The sequence below is a fragment of the Gordonia sp. GONU genome (genome assembly GCF_024733855.1).
GTDB lineage: Bacteria > Actinomycetota > Actinomycetes > Mycobacteriales > Mycobacteriaceae > Gordonia > Gordonia amicalis.
Window position 1 is genome coordinate 296,897 of the sequence record NZ_JANRHB010000001.1, and the last position, 15,804, is coordinate 312,700.

A 15,804-nucleotide genomic window follows, 5' to 3' on the forward strand; every position below is an offset into this window, starting at 1 on the left:
TGACGCTGATCTTCAGTCATTGGGCCACGATAGCGTCTGGGACCGGCCGGTGCGGTCGTCGAGTTGGTGGCGGATGACCGGCGCCGAGACCGGAGGTCCGTTCGCTATGAGATGCATCACCGCGTCGAGGTCGAGGTGCTCGCTCACCAGGTCCGCCATCGTGTCGACCTGACGTCGTCGGATCGCCTCCACCTCGGTGTCCCCGGCGACCCGGAAGTCTGCGACCCCGGCTTCGGCGGCCACCTCGGTGAGCAGCCGGCGGCGGAATGCGTCATTGGCCAGCAGTCCGTGCCAGTGTGTCCCGCGGACCGCACCTCGCACGGCCCCCTCCGGCCCGGCGGCGTCGTCGACGATCCAGGTGTTCTCCCGCGACCCGACGACGCGTCCGTGATGTATCTCGTAGCCGCCGATGGCCTCTCCCCCGCCGCCGGTGCCGGTGACCTGCCGCAACGTCTTGTCGGCCGCGAAGGCGATGTCGAGGTCGAACACGCCGAGTCCGTCGACGCGGCCACGGCCGGATTCGATCGCGTCGTCGATGGTGCGGGCCAGCATCTGGAAGCCGCCGCAGACGGCGATGATCGGGGCACCTCGTGCCGCGCGGTCGGTGACCGCGTCGGCGATTCCGCGATCGCGCATCCAGGTCAGGTCGGCGACCGTGGCACGGGTACCGGGGATCACCACCAGGTCCGCCGCGGCGACGCTACCCGGGTCGTCGACCCAGGTGACGTCGACGCCGGGTTCGCAGGCGAGCGCCTCGACATCGGTGGAGTTGGAGATCCGCGGCAACCGGATCGCGGCAACGCGGAGCCGCGCGCGTGAACGAGCCGGCTCGAGCGGGGGGCCCACCCGCCGCCCGACGGGTGCGGACAGGGAGTCCTCGGCATCGAGCCAGAGATCGTCGGCGAACGGCACGACGCCGAGTGTGGGACGACCGGTGATCGCCCGGACCTGCTGTAGTCCGGGTTCGAGAATCGTCGGGTCGCCGCGGAACTTGTTGATGACATAACCCGCGATCAGCGCCTGATCGGCGGGTTCGAGGATCGCGGTGGTACCGAACAGCGAGGCCAGGGAACCGCCGCGATCGATGTCGGTGACCAGCAGCACCGGGAGTCGTGCGGCTCGGGCGAGGCCCATGTTGGCGATGTCGCTGTCGCGGAGGTTGATCTCGGCGACCGATCCCGCGCCCTCGCAGAGAACGACGTCGAAGTCGCGGCGGAGCGCGGCGAGCTCCTCGGCGACTACTTCACGCAGCCGAGACCGCCAGGTCAGGTAGTCGCGCGCGCCGACGTCACCGGCGGGACGCCCGCGCAGCACCACGTGCGAACGACGGTCGCTGCCGGGTTTCAGCAGGACGGGATTGAAGCGCGTCGAGGGTTCGAGGCCACAGGCGAAGGCCTGCAGCGCCTGGGCGCGTCCGATCTCACCACCGTCGGGGGTGACCACGGAATTGTTCGACATGTTCTGCGCCTTGAACGGCGCGACCCGGACACCGTCGCGCGCCAGGGCACGGCACAGGCCTGCGACGACGAGACTCTTGCCGGCGTCACTGCTGGTCCCGCCAATCAGCAACGCCCCACCGAGATCGGCCACCACGACAGCGTAGTGGTGGCGTCGTTCACACGAACCACCACTCGCCTCGCAACCCGCCCACGCTGGTTACAGTGACGTCAACGCCTGCGAGGGCGTGGTCGGGAGAGCCCGTCAGGGCAGGTCGGGAACGGGGGTCGTCGGGCGTGCAGATCGTGGAACCCGGAGCGACGTTCGCCGGGTATCGCGTCATCTCTCTGCTGGGACGCGGCGGCATGGGTCAGGTCTGGCTCGTCGAACATCCGACACTGGGCCGCCGTGAGGCCCTGAAGATCATCTCGCCCAACCCCTCGGACCCGAGCTTCCACGAGCGATTCCGCAACGAGGCCCGTACCGCGGCGGCCCTCGATCATCCGGGCATCGTCACCGTCTACACCCACGGTGTGGAGAACGGCAGCCCGTGGTTCTCGATGACCTACCTCGATGGCAAGGACCTGACGGGCGCCGGTCCGATGCCCGTCGACGAGGTCGTCACCATCGCCGGCCGCGTGGCCGACGCCCTCGATCACGCACACGGTCAGCGGGTCATCCACCGAGACATCAAGCCGGCGAACATCGTCGTCGCCCGCGGACCGGATGGCCGCATCAGCCGCGTGACCGTCCTCGACTTCGGCATCGCCCGCCTCGTCGACGGGAACAAGATGACGGCGACCAACCTGTTCGTGGGCACGCTGGCCTACGCCGCTCCCGAACTGCTCACCGGAGAGGCCGCGATCCCCGCCTCGGACCAGTACGCCCTGGCCTGCACCACCTTCCAGCTCCTCACCGGCAGTCAGCCGTTCCCGGGCACGACGCCGATGGCACTCATCTCCGGCCATGTGAACTCGCCCGCACCCCGGCCCTCGGACCACGATCCGGCACTGGCACACCTCGACGCGGTCTTCGCCCGGGCGCTGGCCAAACGGCCAGGCGACCGGTATGCGTCGTGCGCAGAGTTCGCGACCGCACTCGAGCGGGCGCGTGCTCTCGAACAAACAGCCGCGACCGGCCCGCGCCGAGCCGCGCCCACCACCCCGGCGCCGGCGTTTCCACCACGGGCCCAGCCACCCGCGCAGCGCTACCCCCAGACCCGGCAACCCCCTCGGGCGCATCCGCTCGGCTACAACCCACACACGCCCGCCCCGGCCTTCGCCGGCGGCATCACCCCGCCGCCGGGGGGCCCACCCCGGCCGCAGAAGCGAACGGGATTGTTCGTGGGTGTCGGGGTGGGTGCGTTCGTCCTCGTCGTGGCGCTCGTCGTCACCGCGATCGCACTTCTCGGTTCCGACGACGCCCCCGCAAGCACGGCCTCGGGGGCGTCGACGGCCGCGAGTTCCTCGACCGGCGGATCATCCAGCACCACACCGGGTTCGGGCGGTGACTTCGAGTCCATCGCCTCCAGCGGCGACAGCACCTGCGCGGTGCGTGGCGGCGAGCTGTTCTGCTGGGGCGGGAACCAGTACGGCACGCTCGGCGACGGCTCCACTACGGACCGCTCGCGACCGGCGAAGGTGTCCGGCGTCGACGACGTGTCGGCGGTCAGCATGGGTGGCCTCGGCAAGACCTGCGCGATCGCCGCGGGTGACCTGTACTGCTGGGGCCACGGCGCGGGGCAGTCCGGCCGGCCGGTCACGCTGCCGACCAAGGTGTCCGGTCTCGGCGACGTGAGCGCGGTGTCGGTCGGCCTCACCACCTGCGCGATCAGTTCGGGTGACCTTTACTGCTGGGGGAACAACCTCAACGGGCAGACCGGCGCGGGCACCGGCGCGTCGGTCCCGGTGCCGACGCGGGTCGCTGGCCTGTCCGACGTGACGGCGGTCTCGTCCGCGCACACGACGACCTGTGCCATCGCGGCGGGATCCGCCTACTGCTGGGGCAACAACGCCGACGGGCAGGTCGGCGACGGCACCACCACCAACCGGGCGGTTCCGACGAAGCTCGACCTCGATTCCCCCACCTCGATCAGCACGAGTCTCTACTCGACCTGTGCGGTCGCCGACGGCTCGGGCGGCACCTCGGGCACCGTCTTCTGCTGGGGGGAGAACGAGTCCGGGCAGCTCGGCGACGGCACCGAGGTCAACCGGCTGCAGCCGACGCCGATCGACGTGCGCGGCGCGACGCAGGTCTCGACCGCGGGTTACGGCGCGTGCGCCGCGGCGGGCGGTTCCGCCTACTGCTGGGGTTCGCGGAGCGCGCTTCCCGACCACGCGCCGGACCGGGTCAACGGATTGTCCGGCGTCACCGCGATCACCACCGGCTCGGCCAACGTGTGCGCCGTCGCCGGTTCCGGGATGTACTGCTGGGGACTCAACGGCAAGGGCCAGCTCGGCAACGGCACCACCACGACGAGCAACGAGCCGCAGGCCGTGCGCTTCCCCGCCTGATCAGGCGTGACCCCGGATCAGGCGTCCGGCAGGGTCAGGATCTCCGCGCCGTCCTCGGTGACCACGAGGGTGTGCTCGAACTGCGCGGTCCACTTCCGGTCCGCGGTGACGACCGTCCAGCCGTCGTCCCACATCTCCCAGGCCAGCCCGCCGAGGTTGATCATCGGCTCGATGGTGAACACCATGCCCGGTTCGAGGACGGTGTCGACGTTGGGTTCGTCGTAATGCAGCACGACGAGCCCGTTGTGGAAGGTCTCCCCGATGCCGTGACCGGTGAAGTCACGGACGACGGTGTAGCCGAAGCGGTTCGCGTACGACTCGATGACTCGTCCGACGACGTTGAGTTCGCGACCCGGCTTGACCGCCTTGATCGCCCGCTCGGTGGCGATGCGGGTGCGCTCGACGAGATCGACGACCTCCTGCTCGACGTCCCCGGCGAGGAAGGTCGCATTGGTGTCGCCGTGGACGCCGTCGATGTAGGCGGTGACGTCGATGTTGACGATGTCACCGTCGGCGATGACGGTCGAATCCGGGATGCCGTGACAGATCACCTCGTTGAGCGACGTGCAGCACGACTTCGGGAAGTCCTTGTAGCCCAGCGTCGACGGGTAGGCGCCGTGATCGACCATGTACTCGTGGGCGATCCGGTCGAGTTCATCGGTCGTCACGCCGGGTGCGACGGCCTTGCCCGCCTCGGCGAGCGCATTGGCGGCGATCTTGCCGGCGAGGCGCATCTTCTCGATGGTCTCGGGGGTCTGCACCCATGGTTCGTGGCCCTCGGCGACCGTCGGCTTCCACACGTACTCCGGCCGCTCGATGGAGTCGGGCACGGTCCGGATCGGCGTAGGGGTACCGGGAGTCAGGGCGCTGCGAACTGGCATGCGACCACTTTATCCACCTCCACCGAAGCGGACCGGCGCGCGGACGACCCGGACGCGACAACTAAGCTCGCCCTAAGACATCCGCGCCGTTGAGCGTCGGAACCCGAATCGAAGGTGGTGGCGGTGGGCGCGTCGATCAGATCGGTGCGGGCCTGGCTGGTGGTGGTCCTCACCGCGTTGACCGTCTCGGCGTGCTTCGTCACCCCGATCGAACAGGACCGGCACTCTCCCGGAGCCCACCTGCGCAGCGGCCCACAGACGGCTGTCCTCGACGACACCGACGTGATCCCCGTCGAGGACGACCCGACCTCGGCGCTGCCGGTCACCGTCGACTCGGTGCGCTACGGACCGGTCACCGTCACCGACACCAGCCGGATCATCGCCGCCGACATCAGCGGAACCCTCGGCAGCATCGTCTTCGCGCTCGGTCTGGGCTCCCATGTCGTCGGCCGCGACACCTCGACGGCGTTCCCGTCCGCGGTCGGTCTCCCCGTGGTGACCAACCGCGGCCACAGCCTCAACGCCGAATCCGTTCTGGCGCTTGCGCCGACGCTCCTGCTGGTCAGCGAATCGACGGTCCCGGCGACCGCGGTGGATCAGATCCGCGACTCCGGTGTCACCGTGGTGGTCTTCCCCGCCATCCGCGACCTCGCGTCCAACGACACGTTGATGCGGTCGGTCGCCAAGGCGCTCGGTGTCCCCGCGGCCGGTGAGAAGCTCGTCGAGCGCACCGATACACAGATCGAGGCGGCCCGCGATCTCGTCCCCGACCCCTCCGGCGACCCGACGATGGCCTTTCTCTACATCCGCGGCCGCAATCTCCTGCTCCTCGCGGGACCCGGTTCGGGCGCCGATGATCTGATCGCCGAACTACGTGGCCGGGATGCCGGCGAGGCCGCGCAGCTCACCGGCGCCTTCACCGCCATCACCGCGGAGGCGATGATCACCGCCGACCCGGACGTCCTGATCGTCATGACACAGGGCGCGGACACGGTAGGCGGTCCGGACGGAGTGCTCACCCTTCCCGGAGTCGCCGACACCGAGGCCGGTCGCAACCGCCGCGTCGTGCAGATCGACGAGAGCAAGATCCTCGCCTTCGGCCCCGACGTCGGCCTGGTGCTCGCGGCCCTGGCGAAGGCGATCTACACGTGAGCGTCCAGACCGCCGACCCCACGACCGCGCCGCCCATCGGCCGCTCGCACCGGGTCCGCAACCTCACCGTGGTGGTCGTGATGCTGATCGCCACCGCGACGCTGGCGATCGTCTCCGCCGGAATCGGTCAGGTGGAGATCCCGCCGCTGGAGGTCCTCGGCAGCATCGCCCACCACTACCATCTCGAGATCGGGCCGCTGCCCTCGCACCCCAACGGTGAGGGAGCACTGTGGAACGTGCGGTTCCCGCGGATCGTGCTCGGACTCTTCGTCGGTGCCGCCCTCGGCGCTGCGGGCTGTCTGTTGCAGGGCGTACTGGCCAATCCCCTCGCCGAACCCAGCATCATCGGGGTGTCCTCCGGGTCGGCCGTCGGCGCCTGCCTGGTCATCGTCCTGGCCGGCGGCACGGCGGGAGTCGGTGGGGCCGGGGGGAATTGGGCGCTGGCCGGGGCCGCCTTCCTCTTCGGTCTCGTCACGGCCGCCGCGGTCTACCTCCTCTCGCTGCGCGACGGATCGTCGTCGGCGATCATGCTGGTGCTCACCGGCATCGCGGTGAACGCCTTCGCCGCGGGCGTCATCGCCTTCCTGACCTTCGTCGCCTCCACCGCCGCCCGCGAGCAGATCATCTTCTGGCAGCTGGGATCGCTGGCCGGCCGCACCTGGAGCGAGATCTGGGTGGTGGCACCGCTGGTCATCGGAGGTGTTGCCGCCTGCGCACTGCTCGTCCACAAACTCGACCTCCTCGCCCTCGGCGAGATCCAGGCGGCGTCCCTGGGCGTCAACGTGGAATCCGTTCGACGCCAGGCCATCGTGCTGACCGCGGTCCTCACCGCCGCGGCCGTCGCCTTCGCCGGCATCATCGCCTTCGTCGGCCTGGTCGTCCCACACGTGATGCGGCTGATCGTCGGACCCAAACACGCCATCCTGCTGCCCACCAGCGTGATCGGCGGCGCACTCGTCATCACCGGCGCCGATCTCGCGGCCCGCACGATGCTCGGCGACGCCGATCTCCCCCTCGGCATGTTCACCTCGCTGATCGGCGGGCCCGTCTTCTTCATCCTGCTGCGCCGCAGTCGTCACGCGGGAGCCGGCTGGTGACCGCCGCACGTGCCGTCGGTACGCCGGGGATCGCGGCCGAGGACATCCGCGTCGAACTCGGCGGGCGAGAGGTCGTGCGCGGCGTCTCCCTCGAGGTCCATCCCGGCGAGCTCGTCGCGCTGGTCGGGCCCAACGGGTGCGGCAAGTCGACGCTGCTGTCGGTGTTGTCCGGTACGCGCCGCCCGCACAGTGGCCGCGTGACGATCGACGGCCGGAACGTCGCCACCACCTCGTTGCGAGAGCTCGCGCGTCACCGCAGTGTGGTCACCCAACAGAACCGGGTGGACACCCCGTTCACCGTCGCCGAGGTCGTCGCCATGGGGCGCTACCCCTGGCTGCGGACCCCGAGGGCCGCCGACTCCCCCGCGGTCATCGCCGACGCCGTCGACCTGTGCGAACTCGCCGACATCGTCGACCGGCCCTTCGTCCAGCTGTCCGGCGGGCAACAGGCGCGGGTGTCGCTGGCGCGGGCACTGGCCCAGGACACCCCGGTCATGATGCTCGACGAGCCGACCGCCGCACTCGACATCCACCATCAGGAGCAGGTCCTCGAGATCCTTCGTGTTCATCGCGACGCCGGAAACGCCGTGCTGCTCGTGGTGCACGACCTGACCCTCGCCGCCGCCTACGCCGACCGGGTGGCAGTCATGAAGCACGGGGAGCTGCTGGCCGTCGGCCCCACCGACGAGGTGATGACCGCCGGGCTGTTGAGCCGTACCTACGACCATCCGGTCGAGGTCATCGACCACGGCGGCCGCCGGGTGATCCTGCCCGAACGCCGTTAGGGCGTGCGCACCGCGTAGCCCGGCCCCAGCCCGTCGAAGAAGTCACGGGTGACGGCGACGGCGTTGTTCGAGTCGCCACCACGGACCACGAGGGTCGCGAAGGCGATGTCGCCGCGGTACCCCGCGAACCAGGCGTGCGATCCGCCGTCGAACTCGGCTTCACCGGTTTTCCCGAAGACCGCTCCGCGACCGTCGATCACCGACGCGGTACCGCTGGTGATCACCGCCCGCATCATCGGCCGCAGTTGCTGATAGACCTCGGGCGGCATCGTCGGGGTCGGGCCCTCGATCTCGGTCGGTTTGTCCAGGATCAGTTGCGGCACCGGGGTCTTGACCCCGTTGGCGACGGTCGCCGCGACGAGCGCCAGCCCCAGCGGCGACACCAGGTCCTTGCCCTGACCGAAGCCGGCCTCGCTGCGGGCGACGAGTTCGTTCTCGATGGGCACCGACCCGGACACGGCGTCGAGTCCGGCGATCGTGTATTTCTGACCGATTCCCATCGCGGCGGCGGCGTGCGCCAGGTCCGACGGGCCCATCCGACTCGCCAGCTTGGCGAACGTGGTGTTGCACGACGCGGCGAACGCCTGCAGCATCGACACCGAACCGAGCGCGAAGCCGTTGTAGTTCGGGATCAGGCGCGGGCCGATCTGGATCTCCCCCGGGCAGCCCACGACGGTGTCGGGAGTCGCCAGCTTGTGGTTGATCGCCGCGGCGGCGGTGACCATTTTGAACGTCGATCCGGGCGGGTACAGGCCGGTCGTCGCGATGGGGCCCTGGGTGTCCGCGGCGGGGTTCTGCGCGACGGCGAGGATGCGGCCCGTGGACGGCTGCACGACGACCATCGCGACCTGGAATCTGTTGGAGGCGTTGACCGCTCGCTGCGCCGCGTTCTGCACGGTCCGCGACAGGCTGAGCGACACCGCGGGCGACGGGTCGGGGTCGTGGTCGGCGAGCACGGCGGCGTCGAGCCCGTTGGGGTTCACCGAGACCACGCGCCAGCCGGCACGGCCGGAGACCTCGCCGTCGACGACCTTCTTGACCTCGGTCAGCAGCGCCGGCGCGAACTTGGGGTCCTTGGGAACCAGCTCGGCCTGTTCGTTGGTGACGACACCGGGGATCGCGAGCTGGTCGCGGAGCCGGTCGAACTGGGCGTGCGACAGGCGGGCCAGCGGATACTGTCGGCGACTCGAGGTGACCTGTTCGGTGATCAGCTGTTCGTCGAGATCCGGGTTGAACCGGCGCAGCACGCCCACCGCGCTCGTGACCGAGGTCGCCACCGAAGCACCCTGCTCGGTGGCCTTCCCGGCATCGAAGTTCACGCCGACGACGGTGCCGTTGACCATGACCTCCGAACCGTCGGCCTCGTTGACCGTCGCCCGCGGCGCCTCGATGATCTGCAGCGAGAGGCGTTGATCGGCGCCGAGTTTCGGGTGGATCGCGGTCGACGCCCAACGCACCGCCCAGCCGGCGTCGGATCGGCCCATGCGCAGGGTCGCGTCGTAGGACCAGTCCCGTCCGCGCGGCAGCGTCCACGTGTAGCCGACCTGCACCTCGGCCGTGTCACCGGTGACGCGTACCCGACCGGCCTTCGCCTCGAGTTCTTCGGCGGCCAGTCCCGACCACGCCGACTCCATCGCCGACCGCGAGGTCTGCGGCACGTCGGTGAGGGCGGCGGCCGAGTCGAGTTCCTGTTGCGAGTACGCCTCGAGGAATCGTTCGGCGGCCCGGCGCGGACCGTCGTCCTCCGACGAGGAACAGGCGGCGGTGGCGGCGATCACGACAGCACAGACCGCGACGATCACCGCCGGGGTCCATCGAGTTCTCGTGCGCCACATCGCGGTCGAGTCTATGGCTGCGACGCACCGATCCCCGGTAGCCACGCGGGAGGTCTCGCTGTGACCTGAGACGGGATCGGATCAGTCGACGAGGACGGTGGCGAACGTGCCGACCTCGGTGAACCCGATGCGGTCGTACACCGCTCGAGCCGTCTCGTTGAAGCTGTTGACGTACAGGCTGGGGAGTCGCCCGTGGGCGGCAACCGCCTCGGCGACCGCGGCGGTGCCGCCCAGGCCGAGACCCTCGCCGCGTCGTTCCGGCGACACCCACACGCCCTGGATCTGGCCGACCCGCCGGGACAGCGACCCGATCTCCGCCTTGAACACGACGTCGGGGCCGTCGAAACGCGCGAAGACCCGTTGTGCCGAGATGAGCGAGGACAGTCGTCTGCGGTACGAGCGCCAGCCGTCGCCGGCGGTGGGATCGACGCCGACCTCGCCGATGAACATGTCGATCGCGGCCGGCATGTAGGCGTCGAGGTCGTCGAGGGTGACCAGCCGGACGGCCGGATCCGACGGGACGGCCGGGCATCCGGACAGAACCAGCAGCGGCTGGACCGGCCGCACCTCGCGCGCCGGCCCCCACACGGGTTCGATCTGCTGCCACATCGGCAGCACGAGGTCGGCCCGGCCGACGATCGACGAGCAGGCACGAGGTGCGGCGACCGCGCGGTCGGAGAAGTGGTCGAGGTCGTCCGGGGACCCGATCAGCGGGATCAGGTTGGCGCCGGAGAAGCACAGCGATGTCGACGGGTCCTGTGCGGTCCAGAGCTCCCCGCCGAGCAGCCGCGGGTTGATGCCGTGCGTCTCGAACCTCGCGGCGACCATGCACATCGCGACCGGATCGGACACGAGCACGCGTTCGACGGCAGCCGCATCACGCGCGCCGAGCGGTTTGTCGCCCAGTAGCTTCAGCACCACCGCTCCTCACTTCCCTGACAGGGGACTCGCGCAGCGCCTGTTCGGTCCGAGAAGTAGGGCCTAGGAGACGGTGACCACAGGTGGGCCGACGTGCGTGCCGTCTCCAGTTTCCCCTGTTTCCTCGGCGATCCGCAGCGCTTCTTCGATCAAGGTCTCCACGATCTGCGCCTCCGGGACGGTCTTGATGACCTCGCCCTTGACGAAGATCTGTCCCTTGCCGTTTCCGGAGGCGACGCCCAGGTCTGCCTCGCGGGCCTCACCCGGCCCGTTCACCACGCAGCCCATGACCGCGACGCGCAGCGGGACCTCCATGCCCTCGAGACCGGCGGTCACCTCATCGGCCAGCTTGTAGACGTCGACCTGGGCGCGGCCGCACGACGGACAGGACACGATCTCGAGCTTGCGGGGACGCAGGTTGAGCGACTGCAGGATCTGATCGCCGACCTTGATCTCCTCGGCCGGCGGCGCCGACAGCGACACCCGGATGGTGTCGCCGATGCCCTCACTCAGCAACGCGCCGAAGGCAACTGCGGACTTGATGGTGCCCTGGAACGCCGGACCGGCCTCGGTGACGCCGAGGTGCAGCGGGTAGTCGCACTGGGCGGCCAGCTGGCGGTAGGCCTCGACCATGATCACCGGGTCGTTGTGCTTGACCGAGATCTTGATGTCGCCGAAGCCGTGCTCCTCGAACAGGCTCGCCTCCCACAGCGCCGACTCGACGAGCGCCTCGGGCGTCGCCTTGCCGTATTTCTGCAGGATGCGCTTGTCGAGGGAACCCGCGTTGACGCCGATGCGGATCGGGATGCCGGCCTCGCCCGCGGCCTTCGCGACCTCTTTCACGCGGCCGTCGAATTCCTTGATGTTGCCCGGGTTCACGCGCACCGCCGCGCAGCCGGCGTCGATCGCGGCGAAGATGTACTTCGGCTGGAAGTGGATGTCGGCGATGACCGGGATCTTGGACTTCTTGGCGATGATCGGCAGCGCCTCGGCGTCCTCGGGTCGCGGGCACGCCACGCGCACGATGTCGCAGCCGGACGCGGTCAGCTCGGCGATCTGCTGCAGGGTCGCGTTGATGTCGTGGGTCTTCGTGGTCGTCATCGACTGCACCGAGATCGGGTGGTCGCTGCCGACGCCGACGGAGCCGACGAACAGTTGCCGGGTCTTGCGGCGGGGAGCCAGCACCGGTGGGGGTCCGGCCGGCATGCCGAGTCCGATCGGCACGGCGTTGGCAGGAGTCGGGGCGTTCATCTGATTCACCTCTGTGATTCGGGTGTGGGCTGTCGGGTCTCTGCTGGGGATTCGTTGTGGGAGGTCACCACGGATTGATCGGGTTGATGATGTCGGCGGTGAGCGTGAGCACCATGAAACCGGCCATCACCACCACCGCGGCGTAGGTGATCGGGAGGAGTTTGTAGTAGTCGACGGCGGCGCCGGGGGCCCGTCCGAACCAGCGACGAACGGTGTCGCGGCCCTTCTCGTAGCCGACGATCGCCATGTGTCCGCCGTCGAGCGGGAGCAGCGGGACCAGATTGAACAGGCCGAGGAAGAAGTTGATGCTGATCAGCAGCATCCAGAACATGTCCCACAGGCCGCGTTCGACCGCCTGGCCGCCGAGCACCGAGGCGCCGTAGACGCTGACCGGGGTGTCGAGGGCGCGTTCGCCACCGGTCACCGCGGTCCAGAGTGCGCCGATCTTGGTGGGCAGCGACAGGAGCGCGTTCCAGGTCTCCTTGATCAGGTCGCCGGTGAAGACGAAGGCGCCCGGGATGACGTCGAAGCCGCTGAAGTCCTTGATCGCCGGCGGGGCGTCGTAGGCGATGCCGACCATGTTGTAGTTGACGGTCTCGGTCGTGCCATCGGACCGGGTCGCGGTCACCGTGACCGGTTCGGGGGTCATGGTCAGCTCGAGTCGTTCGCCGCCGCGGTCGACGGTCAGCACGACCGGGCCCTTCGATTCCCGGATGACCGGGGTCAGGTCGGAGGCCTGGCCGACGGGCTGTCCGTTGACGGCCACGATCTCGTCCCCCGGCCGCAGGCCCGCCGCTGCCGCGGGACCGCCGCCGGTGCACGGCGAGTTGGTCTGCTCACCGCCGGAGATGGTGATCGTCGACGACACGCACTGCGTCTCGGCGACCTTGGCCGGGGTCGGCGGCGGGCTGAGATCGGGCAGTCCGAAACTCAGGCCGACGATGATGATCAGGACGAAACCGAGGATGAAGTTCTGCGCGGGACCGGCGAACAGGACGACGAGCCGTTTCCAGGCCTTCTGCCTGTACATCGCCCGGTCTTGCTCGTCGGCCGCGAGCTCCTCGTGCGGGGTCATGCCCGCGATGTCGCAGAAGCCGCCGAGTGGGATCGCCTTGAGTCCGTATTCGGTCTCGCCGCGGCGCGTGGACCAGATCGTGGGTCCGAAGCCGACGAAGTATCGACGCACCTTCATGCCGGTGGCCTGTGCGGCCCACATGTGACCGCACTCATGCCAGGCCACCGACAGCAACAGCGCCACCGCGAAGAGCGTGACACCGATCGCGAAACTCACGTACTCACTCCATCCAGCTACACAGCGGCCGCGACCAGCTGAGCTGCGCGTTCCCGGGCCCACCGATCGGCGGCGAAGACCTCCTCCACAGTACCTGGCGCGACACGCCACTGATCTGCCTCGCCGAGCACCTCACCGATGATCTCGACGATGCGCGGGAATCGGATCGCACCTGCGAAGAAGCCCTCGGCGGCCGCCTCGTTGGCCGCGTTGTACACCGCTGTCAGACTCCCCCCGCCCCGTCCGGCCGTCCGGGCGAGCTCGATCGCCGGGAACACCTTGTCGTCGACGGGTTCGAACGTCCACGCGGAGGCGGTGGAGAAATCGCAGGCGGTCGACGCCCCGGGTACGCGATCCGGCCAGCCCAGCGCCAGGGCGATGGGCAGTTTCATCGAGGGCGGGGAGGCCTTGGCCACGGTCGCACCGTCGACGAAGGTCACCATCGAGTGCACGATCGACTGCGGATGGACGGTCACGTCGATGTGGTCGTAGTCGACGCCGAAGAGGAGATGCGCTTCGACGACCTCCAGGGCCTTGTTGACCAGCGTCGCCGAGTTGAGGGTGATCATCGGCCCCATGGACCAGGTCGGATGGCGGCCGGCCTGCTCGGGGGTGACCTCCTCGAGCTGTTCTGCGCTCCATCCGCGGAACGGTCCGCCCGACGCGGTGAGGACCAGTCGGTCCACCTCGGCGGCGGTTCCGGCGCGCAGGCACTGGGCGATCGCCGAGTGTTCCGAGTCCACCGGCACGATCTGTCCGGGCGCCGCCGCGTCGAGGACCAGCGACCCGCCGGCGACGAGCGACTCCTTGTTCGCGAGCGCGAGGCGCGCGCCCGTCCGGAGCACGGCGAGCGAGGGTGCCAGGCCGATCGATCCGACGACGGCGTTCAACACGACGTCGACGCCGGTCTCCGCGGTGACGGCGTCGACGAGGTCGCACATGGCGTCTGGCCCGCCGAGCACGGGCGCCCCGAGACGCTCCGACAGTTCGGAGGCGCGGGCGGCGTCGGCCACGGCCACCCGCGCGGCGGGGACGCCGAAGGCAGCGGCCTGTGCGGCCAGCCGGTCGAGGTTTCCGCCGCCCGCACCGAGGCCGACGACCTCGAAGCGATCGGGATGTTCCGCGATCACCTCGAGCGCCTGGACGCCGATGGAACCGGTGGAGCCGAGGATCAACACACGTGTGGGCACGTATCCATTGTGTCAGCCGGTCGGGTGCACCTTCCGCCAGTGCTCCGCTGGATGGATCTGCCGCCAGTGGTCGGCGATGTCGATGCGTCGGGTGATCCAGACGTCGTCGTGGGACTGGATGTGATCGAGGAACCGTTCCAGTGCGGCCAGTCGTGCCGGCCGGCCGACGAGCCGGCAGTGCAGTCCGACCGACAGCATCTTCGGCGCCCCCTCGACGCCCTCCCGGTAGAGCACGTCGAAGGCATCGCGCAGATGCGCGAAGAACTGCTCACCCGACGGGAATCCGCCGGGTGAGGCGAACCGCATGTCGTTGGTGTCGAGTGTGTAGGGCACGACGAGGTGATCGACGAGTTCGTCGCCGCGCGGGACCTTCACCCAGTAGGGCAGGTCGTCGGCGTAACTGTCGGAGTCGTAGGTGAATCCGCCCTGCTCGACGACGAGCCGCCGGGTGTTCGGCGAATCCCGGCCGGTGTACCAGCCGCGGGGTCGTTCGCCGGTGATCTCGGTCAGCAGTTCGATGCCGGCCCGCATGTGCTCGCGCTCGACCTCGGGGTCGATGAGCTGGTAGTTGAGCCATCGGTATCCGTGACAGGCGATCTCGTCGCCGCGCTCGACGAAGGCGGCCGCCACCTCGGGGTTGCGGGCCATCGCCTGGGACACCGCGAAGATCGTCAGCGGCAGCCCGCGGCGCGAGAACGTCCGCAGGACGCGCCACACCCCGGCCCGCGACCCGTACTCGTACATGCTCTCCATGCTCATGTGCCGGTTCGGGAACGCCTGAGCACCGACCATCTCCGACAGGAACGTCTCACTGCCGCGGTCGTTCTCGAGGACGTTGTTCTCGCCACCCTCCTCGTAGTTGAGCACGAACTGGACGGCGATCTTCGCGCCGTCGGGCCACTGCGGGTCCGGTGGCGTGGAACCGTATCCGACCATGTCGCGGGGATAGTTCTCGGTGCGGAAGTCGGCGAGGGAACGGCCCGCGCTCGGGCCCGCGCGGAAGTCGGACGAAGCCATGAGCCGCATTCTGTCATCGAATCACCGACCGGGCTCGGTCTCCGAGATCACTGTGCCGCTATGCTGATCGGGAACTACTACCGTTCGTCAGACATCTGACGACCCGCGCTGTGAGGAGTGGCTGTGGCAAGCACCGATGTGGAGCACACTGGCGGACACGCCGAGGTCATCGACACCGGCTGGCGCCGTGAGCCCGCCGATGCACCGTCGGCCCGCTTCGGCTGGTTCGGATCGGCGACGAAGACCTTCTACGGTGCCGCCCTCTTCTTCGCGGCCTTCCTGCTGTTCATGCTCATCGGTAACCACACCGGTCATGTCGAGGACATCTGGCTCATCGCGTTTGCGGCCGGCGTCCTGTTCTTCGTCGTACGCGGCTGGTGGATGAACCGCGGCAAGTGGTCCTGAACCACCACTGACCAAGACCCCGAGAAACGCCG

13 protein-coding genes are annotated in these 15,804 nt (G+C 69.3%); 5 read left to right on the top strand and 8 right to left on the bottom strand.

The genetic code is table 11. The features are described from left to right. Positions 1-12: 12 nt before the first annotated feature. Positions 13-1,590, bottom strand: a complete 1,578-nt coding sequence (locus NWF34_RS01370; protein ID WP_258324064.1) for a cobyric acid synthase — start codon at positions 1,588-1,590, stop codon at positions 13-15. 143 nt (positions 1,591-1,733) lie between these two features. Between NWF34_RS01370 and NWF34_RS01375 the strand changes: the two genes are divergently transcribed. Then, positions 1,734-3,950: a protein kinase gene (locus tag NWF34_RS01375; protein ID WP_258324065.1), complete on the top strand. Its 2,217-nt coding sequence runs from the start codon at positions 1,734-1,736 to the stop codon at positions 3,948-3,950. A gap of 17 nt (positions 3,951-3,967) precedes the next feature. On the opposite strand, the gene map is transcribed toward NWF34_RS01375, so the two are convergent. Next, positions 3,968-4,831, bottom strand: a complete 864-nt coding sequence (map, locus tag NWF34_RS01380; protein ID WP_006436382.1) for a type I methionyl aminopeptidase — start codon at positions 4,829-4,831, stop codon at positions 3,968-3,970. Positions 4,832-4,975: 144 nt separating this feature from the next. On the opposite strand from map, the gene NWF34_RS01385 reads away from it, so the two are divergent. Genes NWF34_RS01385 through NWF34_RS01395 form a run of 3 tightly spaced genes read left to right on the top strand, consistent with a single transcriptional unit; the run spans position 4,976 to position 7,865 of the window. Continuing rightward, entirely contained in the window at positions 4,976-5,983 is a 1,008-nt protein-coding gene (locus tag NWF34_RS01385; protein WP_258324107.1) for a hemin ABC transporter substrate-binding protein, read from the top strand. Continuing rightward, on the top strand, positions 5,980-7,080 hold the full coding sequence (locus NWF34_RS01390) for an iron ABC transporter permease (protein ID WP_258324066.1): 1,101 nt from the start codon (positions 5,980-5,982) through the stop codon (positions 7,078-7,080). Before NWF34_RS01385 ends, NWF34_RS01390 begins: the two co-directional genes overlap by 4 nt. Further along, positions 7,077-7,865 (top strand): heme ABC transporter ATP-binding protein, encoded by a 789-nt coding sequence (locus NWF34_RS01395; RefSeq protein WP_258324067.1) that lies wholly within the window; start codon positions 7,077-7,079, stop codon positions 7,863-7,865. The genes NWF34_RS01390 and NWF34_RS01395 overlap by 4 nt, the downstream gene beginning before the upstream one ends. On the opposite strand, the gene NWF34_RS01400 is transcribed toward NWF34_RS01395, so the two are convergent. The 6 genes from NWF34_RS01400 to puuE form a co-directional block, all read right to left on the bottom strand. Beyond that, positions 7,862-9,700, bottom strand: a complete 1,839-nt coding sequence (locus tag NWF34_RS01400; protein WP_035760350.1) for a penicillin-binding transpeptidase domain-containing protein — start codon at positions 9,698-9,700, stop codon at positions 7,862-7,864. The genes NWF34_RS01395 and NWF34_RS01400 overlap by 4 nt on opposite strands. Positions 9,701-9,781: 81 nt before the next feature. Beyond that, positions 9,782-10,618, bottom strand: coding sequence for a GNAT family N-acetyltransferase (locus tag NWF34_RS01405; protein ID WP_258324068.1), 837 nt, complete (start codon positions 10,616-10,618; stop codon positions 9,782-9,784). Positions 10,619-10,681: 63 nt separating this feature from the next. Continuing rightward, positions 10,682-11,869 carry a flavodoxin-dependent (E)-4-hydroxy-3-methylbut-2-enyl-diphosphate synthase gene (gene ispG, locus NWF34_RS01410; RefSeq protein ID WP_006436376.1) on the bottom strand — a complete coding sequence of 396 codons (1,188 nt, stop codon included), beginning with the start codon at positions 11,867-11,869 and terminating at the stop codon, positions 10,682-10,684. A gap of 64 nt (positions 11,870-11,933) precedes the next feature. Continuing rightward, entirely contained in the window at positions 11,934-13,160 is a 1,227-nt protein-coding gene (locus tag NWF34_RS01415) for an RIP metalloprotease (RefSeq protein ID WP_258324069.1), read from the bottom strand. Positions 13,161-13,177: 17 nt separating this feature from the next. Continuing rightward, positions 13,178-14,350: a 1-deoxy-D-xylulose-5-phosphate reductoisomerase gene (gene dxr / locus NWF34_RS01420; protein ID WP_258324070.1), complete on the bottom strand. Its 1,173-nt coding sequence runs from the start codon at positions 14,348-14,350 to the stop codon at positions 13,178-13,180. A gap of 12 nt (positions 14,351-14,362) precedes the next feature. Further along, the gene (gene puuE / locus NWF34_RS01425; protein ID WP_258324071.1) at positions 14,363-15,376 is read right to left on the bottom strand and encodes an allantoinase PuuE; all 1,014 of its coding nucleotides are present in this window, start codon (positions 15,374-15,376) and stop codon (positions 14,363-14,365) included. Between the two features lie 114 nt (positions 15,377-15,490). Here puuE and NWF34_RS01430 point away from each other — a divergent pair, with 114 nt between their 5' ends. Beyond that, positions 15,491-15,772, top strand: coding sequence for a DUF2631 domain-containing protein (locus tag NWF34_RS01430; protein WP_006436372.1), 282 nt, complete (start codon positions 15,491-15,493; stop codon positions 15,770-15,772). The last annotated feature ends 32 nt before the right edge of the window (positions 15,773-15,804 follow it).

Bases quoted from the DNA above. Each gene is read 5' to 3' on its own strand.
- map (WP_006436382.1), bottom strand. From the start codon at position 4,831: ATGCCAGTTCGCAGCGCCCTGACTCCCGGTACCCCTACGCCGATCCGG.
- NWF34_RS01400 (WP_035760350.1), bottom strand. From the start codon at position 9,700: ATGTGGCGCACGAGAACTCGATGGACCCCGGCGGTGATCGTCGCGGTC.
- ispG (WP_006436376.1), bottom strand. From the start codon at position 11,869: ATGAACGCCCCGACTCCTGCCAACGCCGTGCCGATCGGACTCGGCATG.
- puuE (WP_258324071.1), bottom strand. From the start codon at position 15,376: ATGCGGCTCATGGCTTCGTCCGACTTCCGCGCGGGCCCGAGCGCGGGC.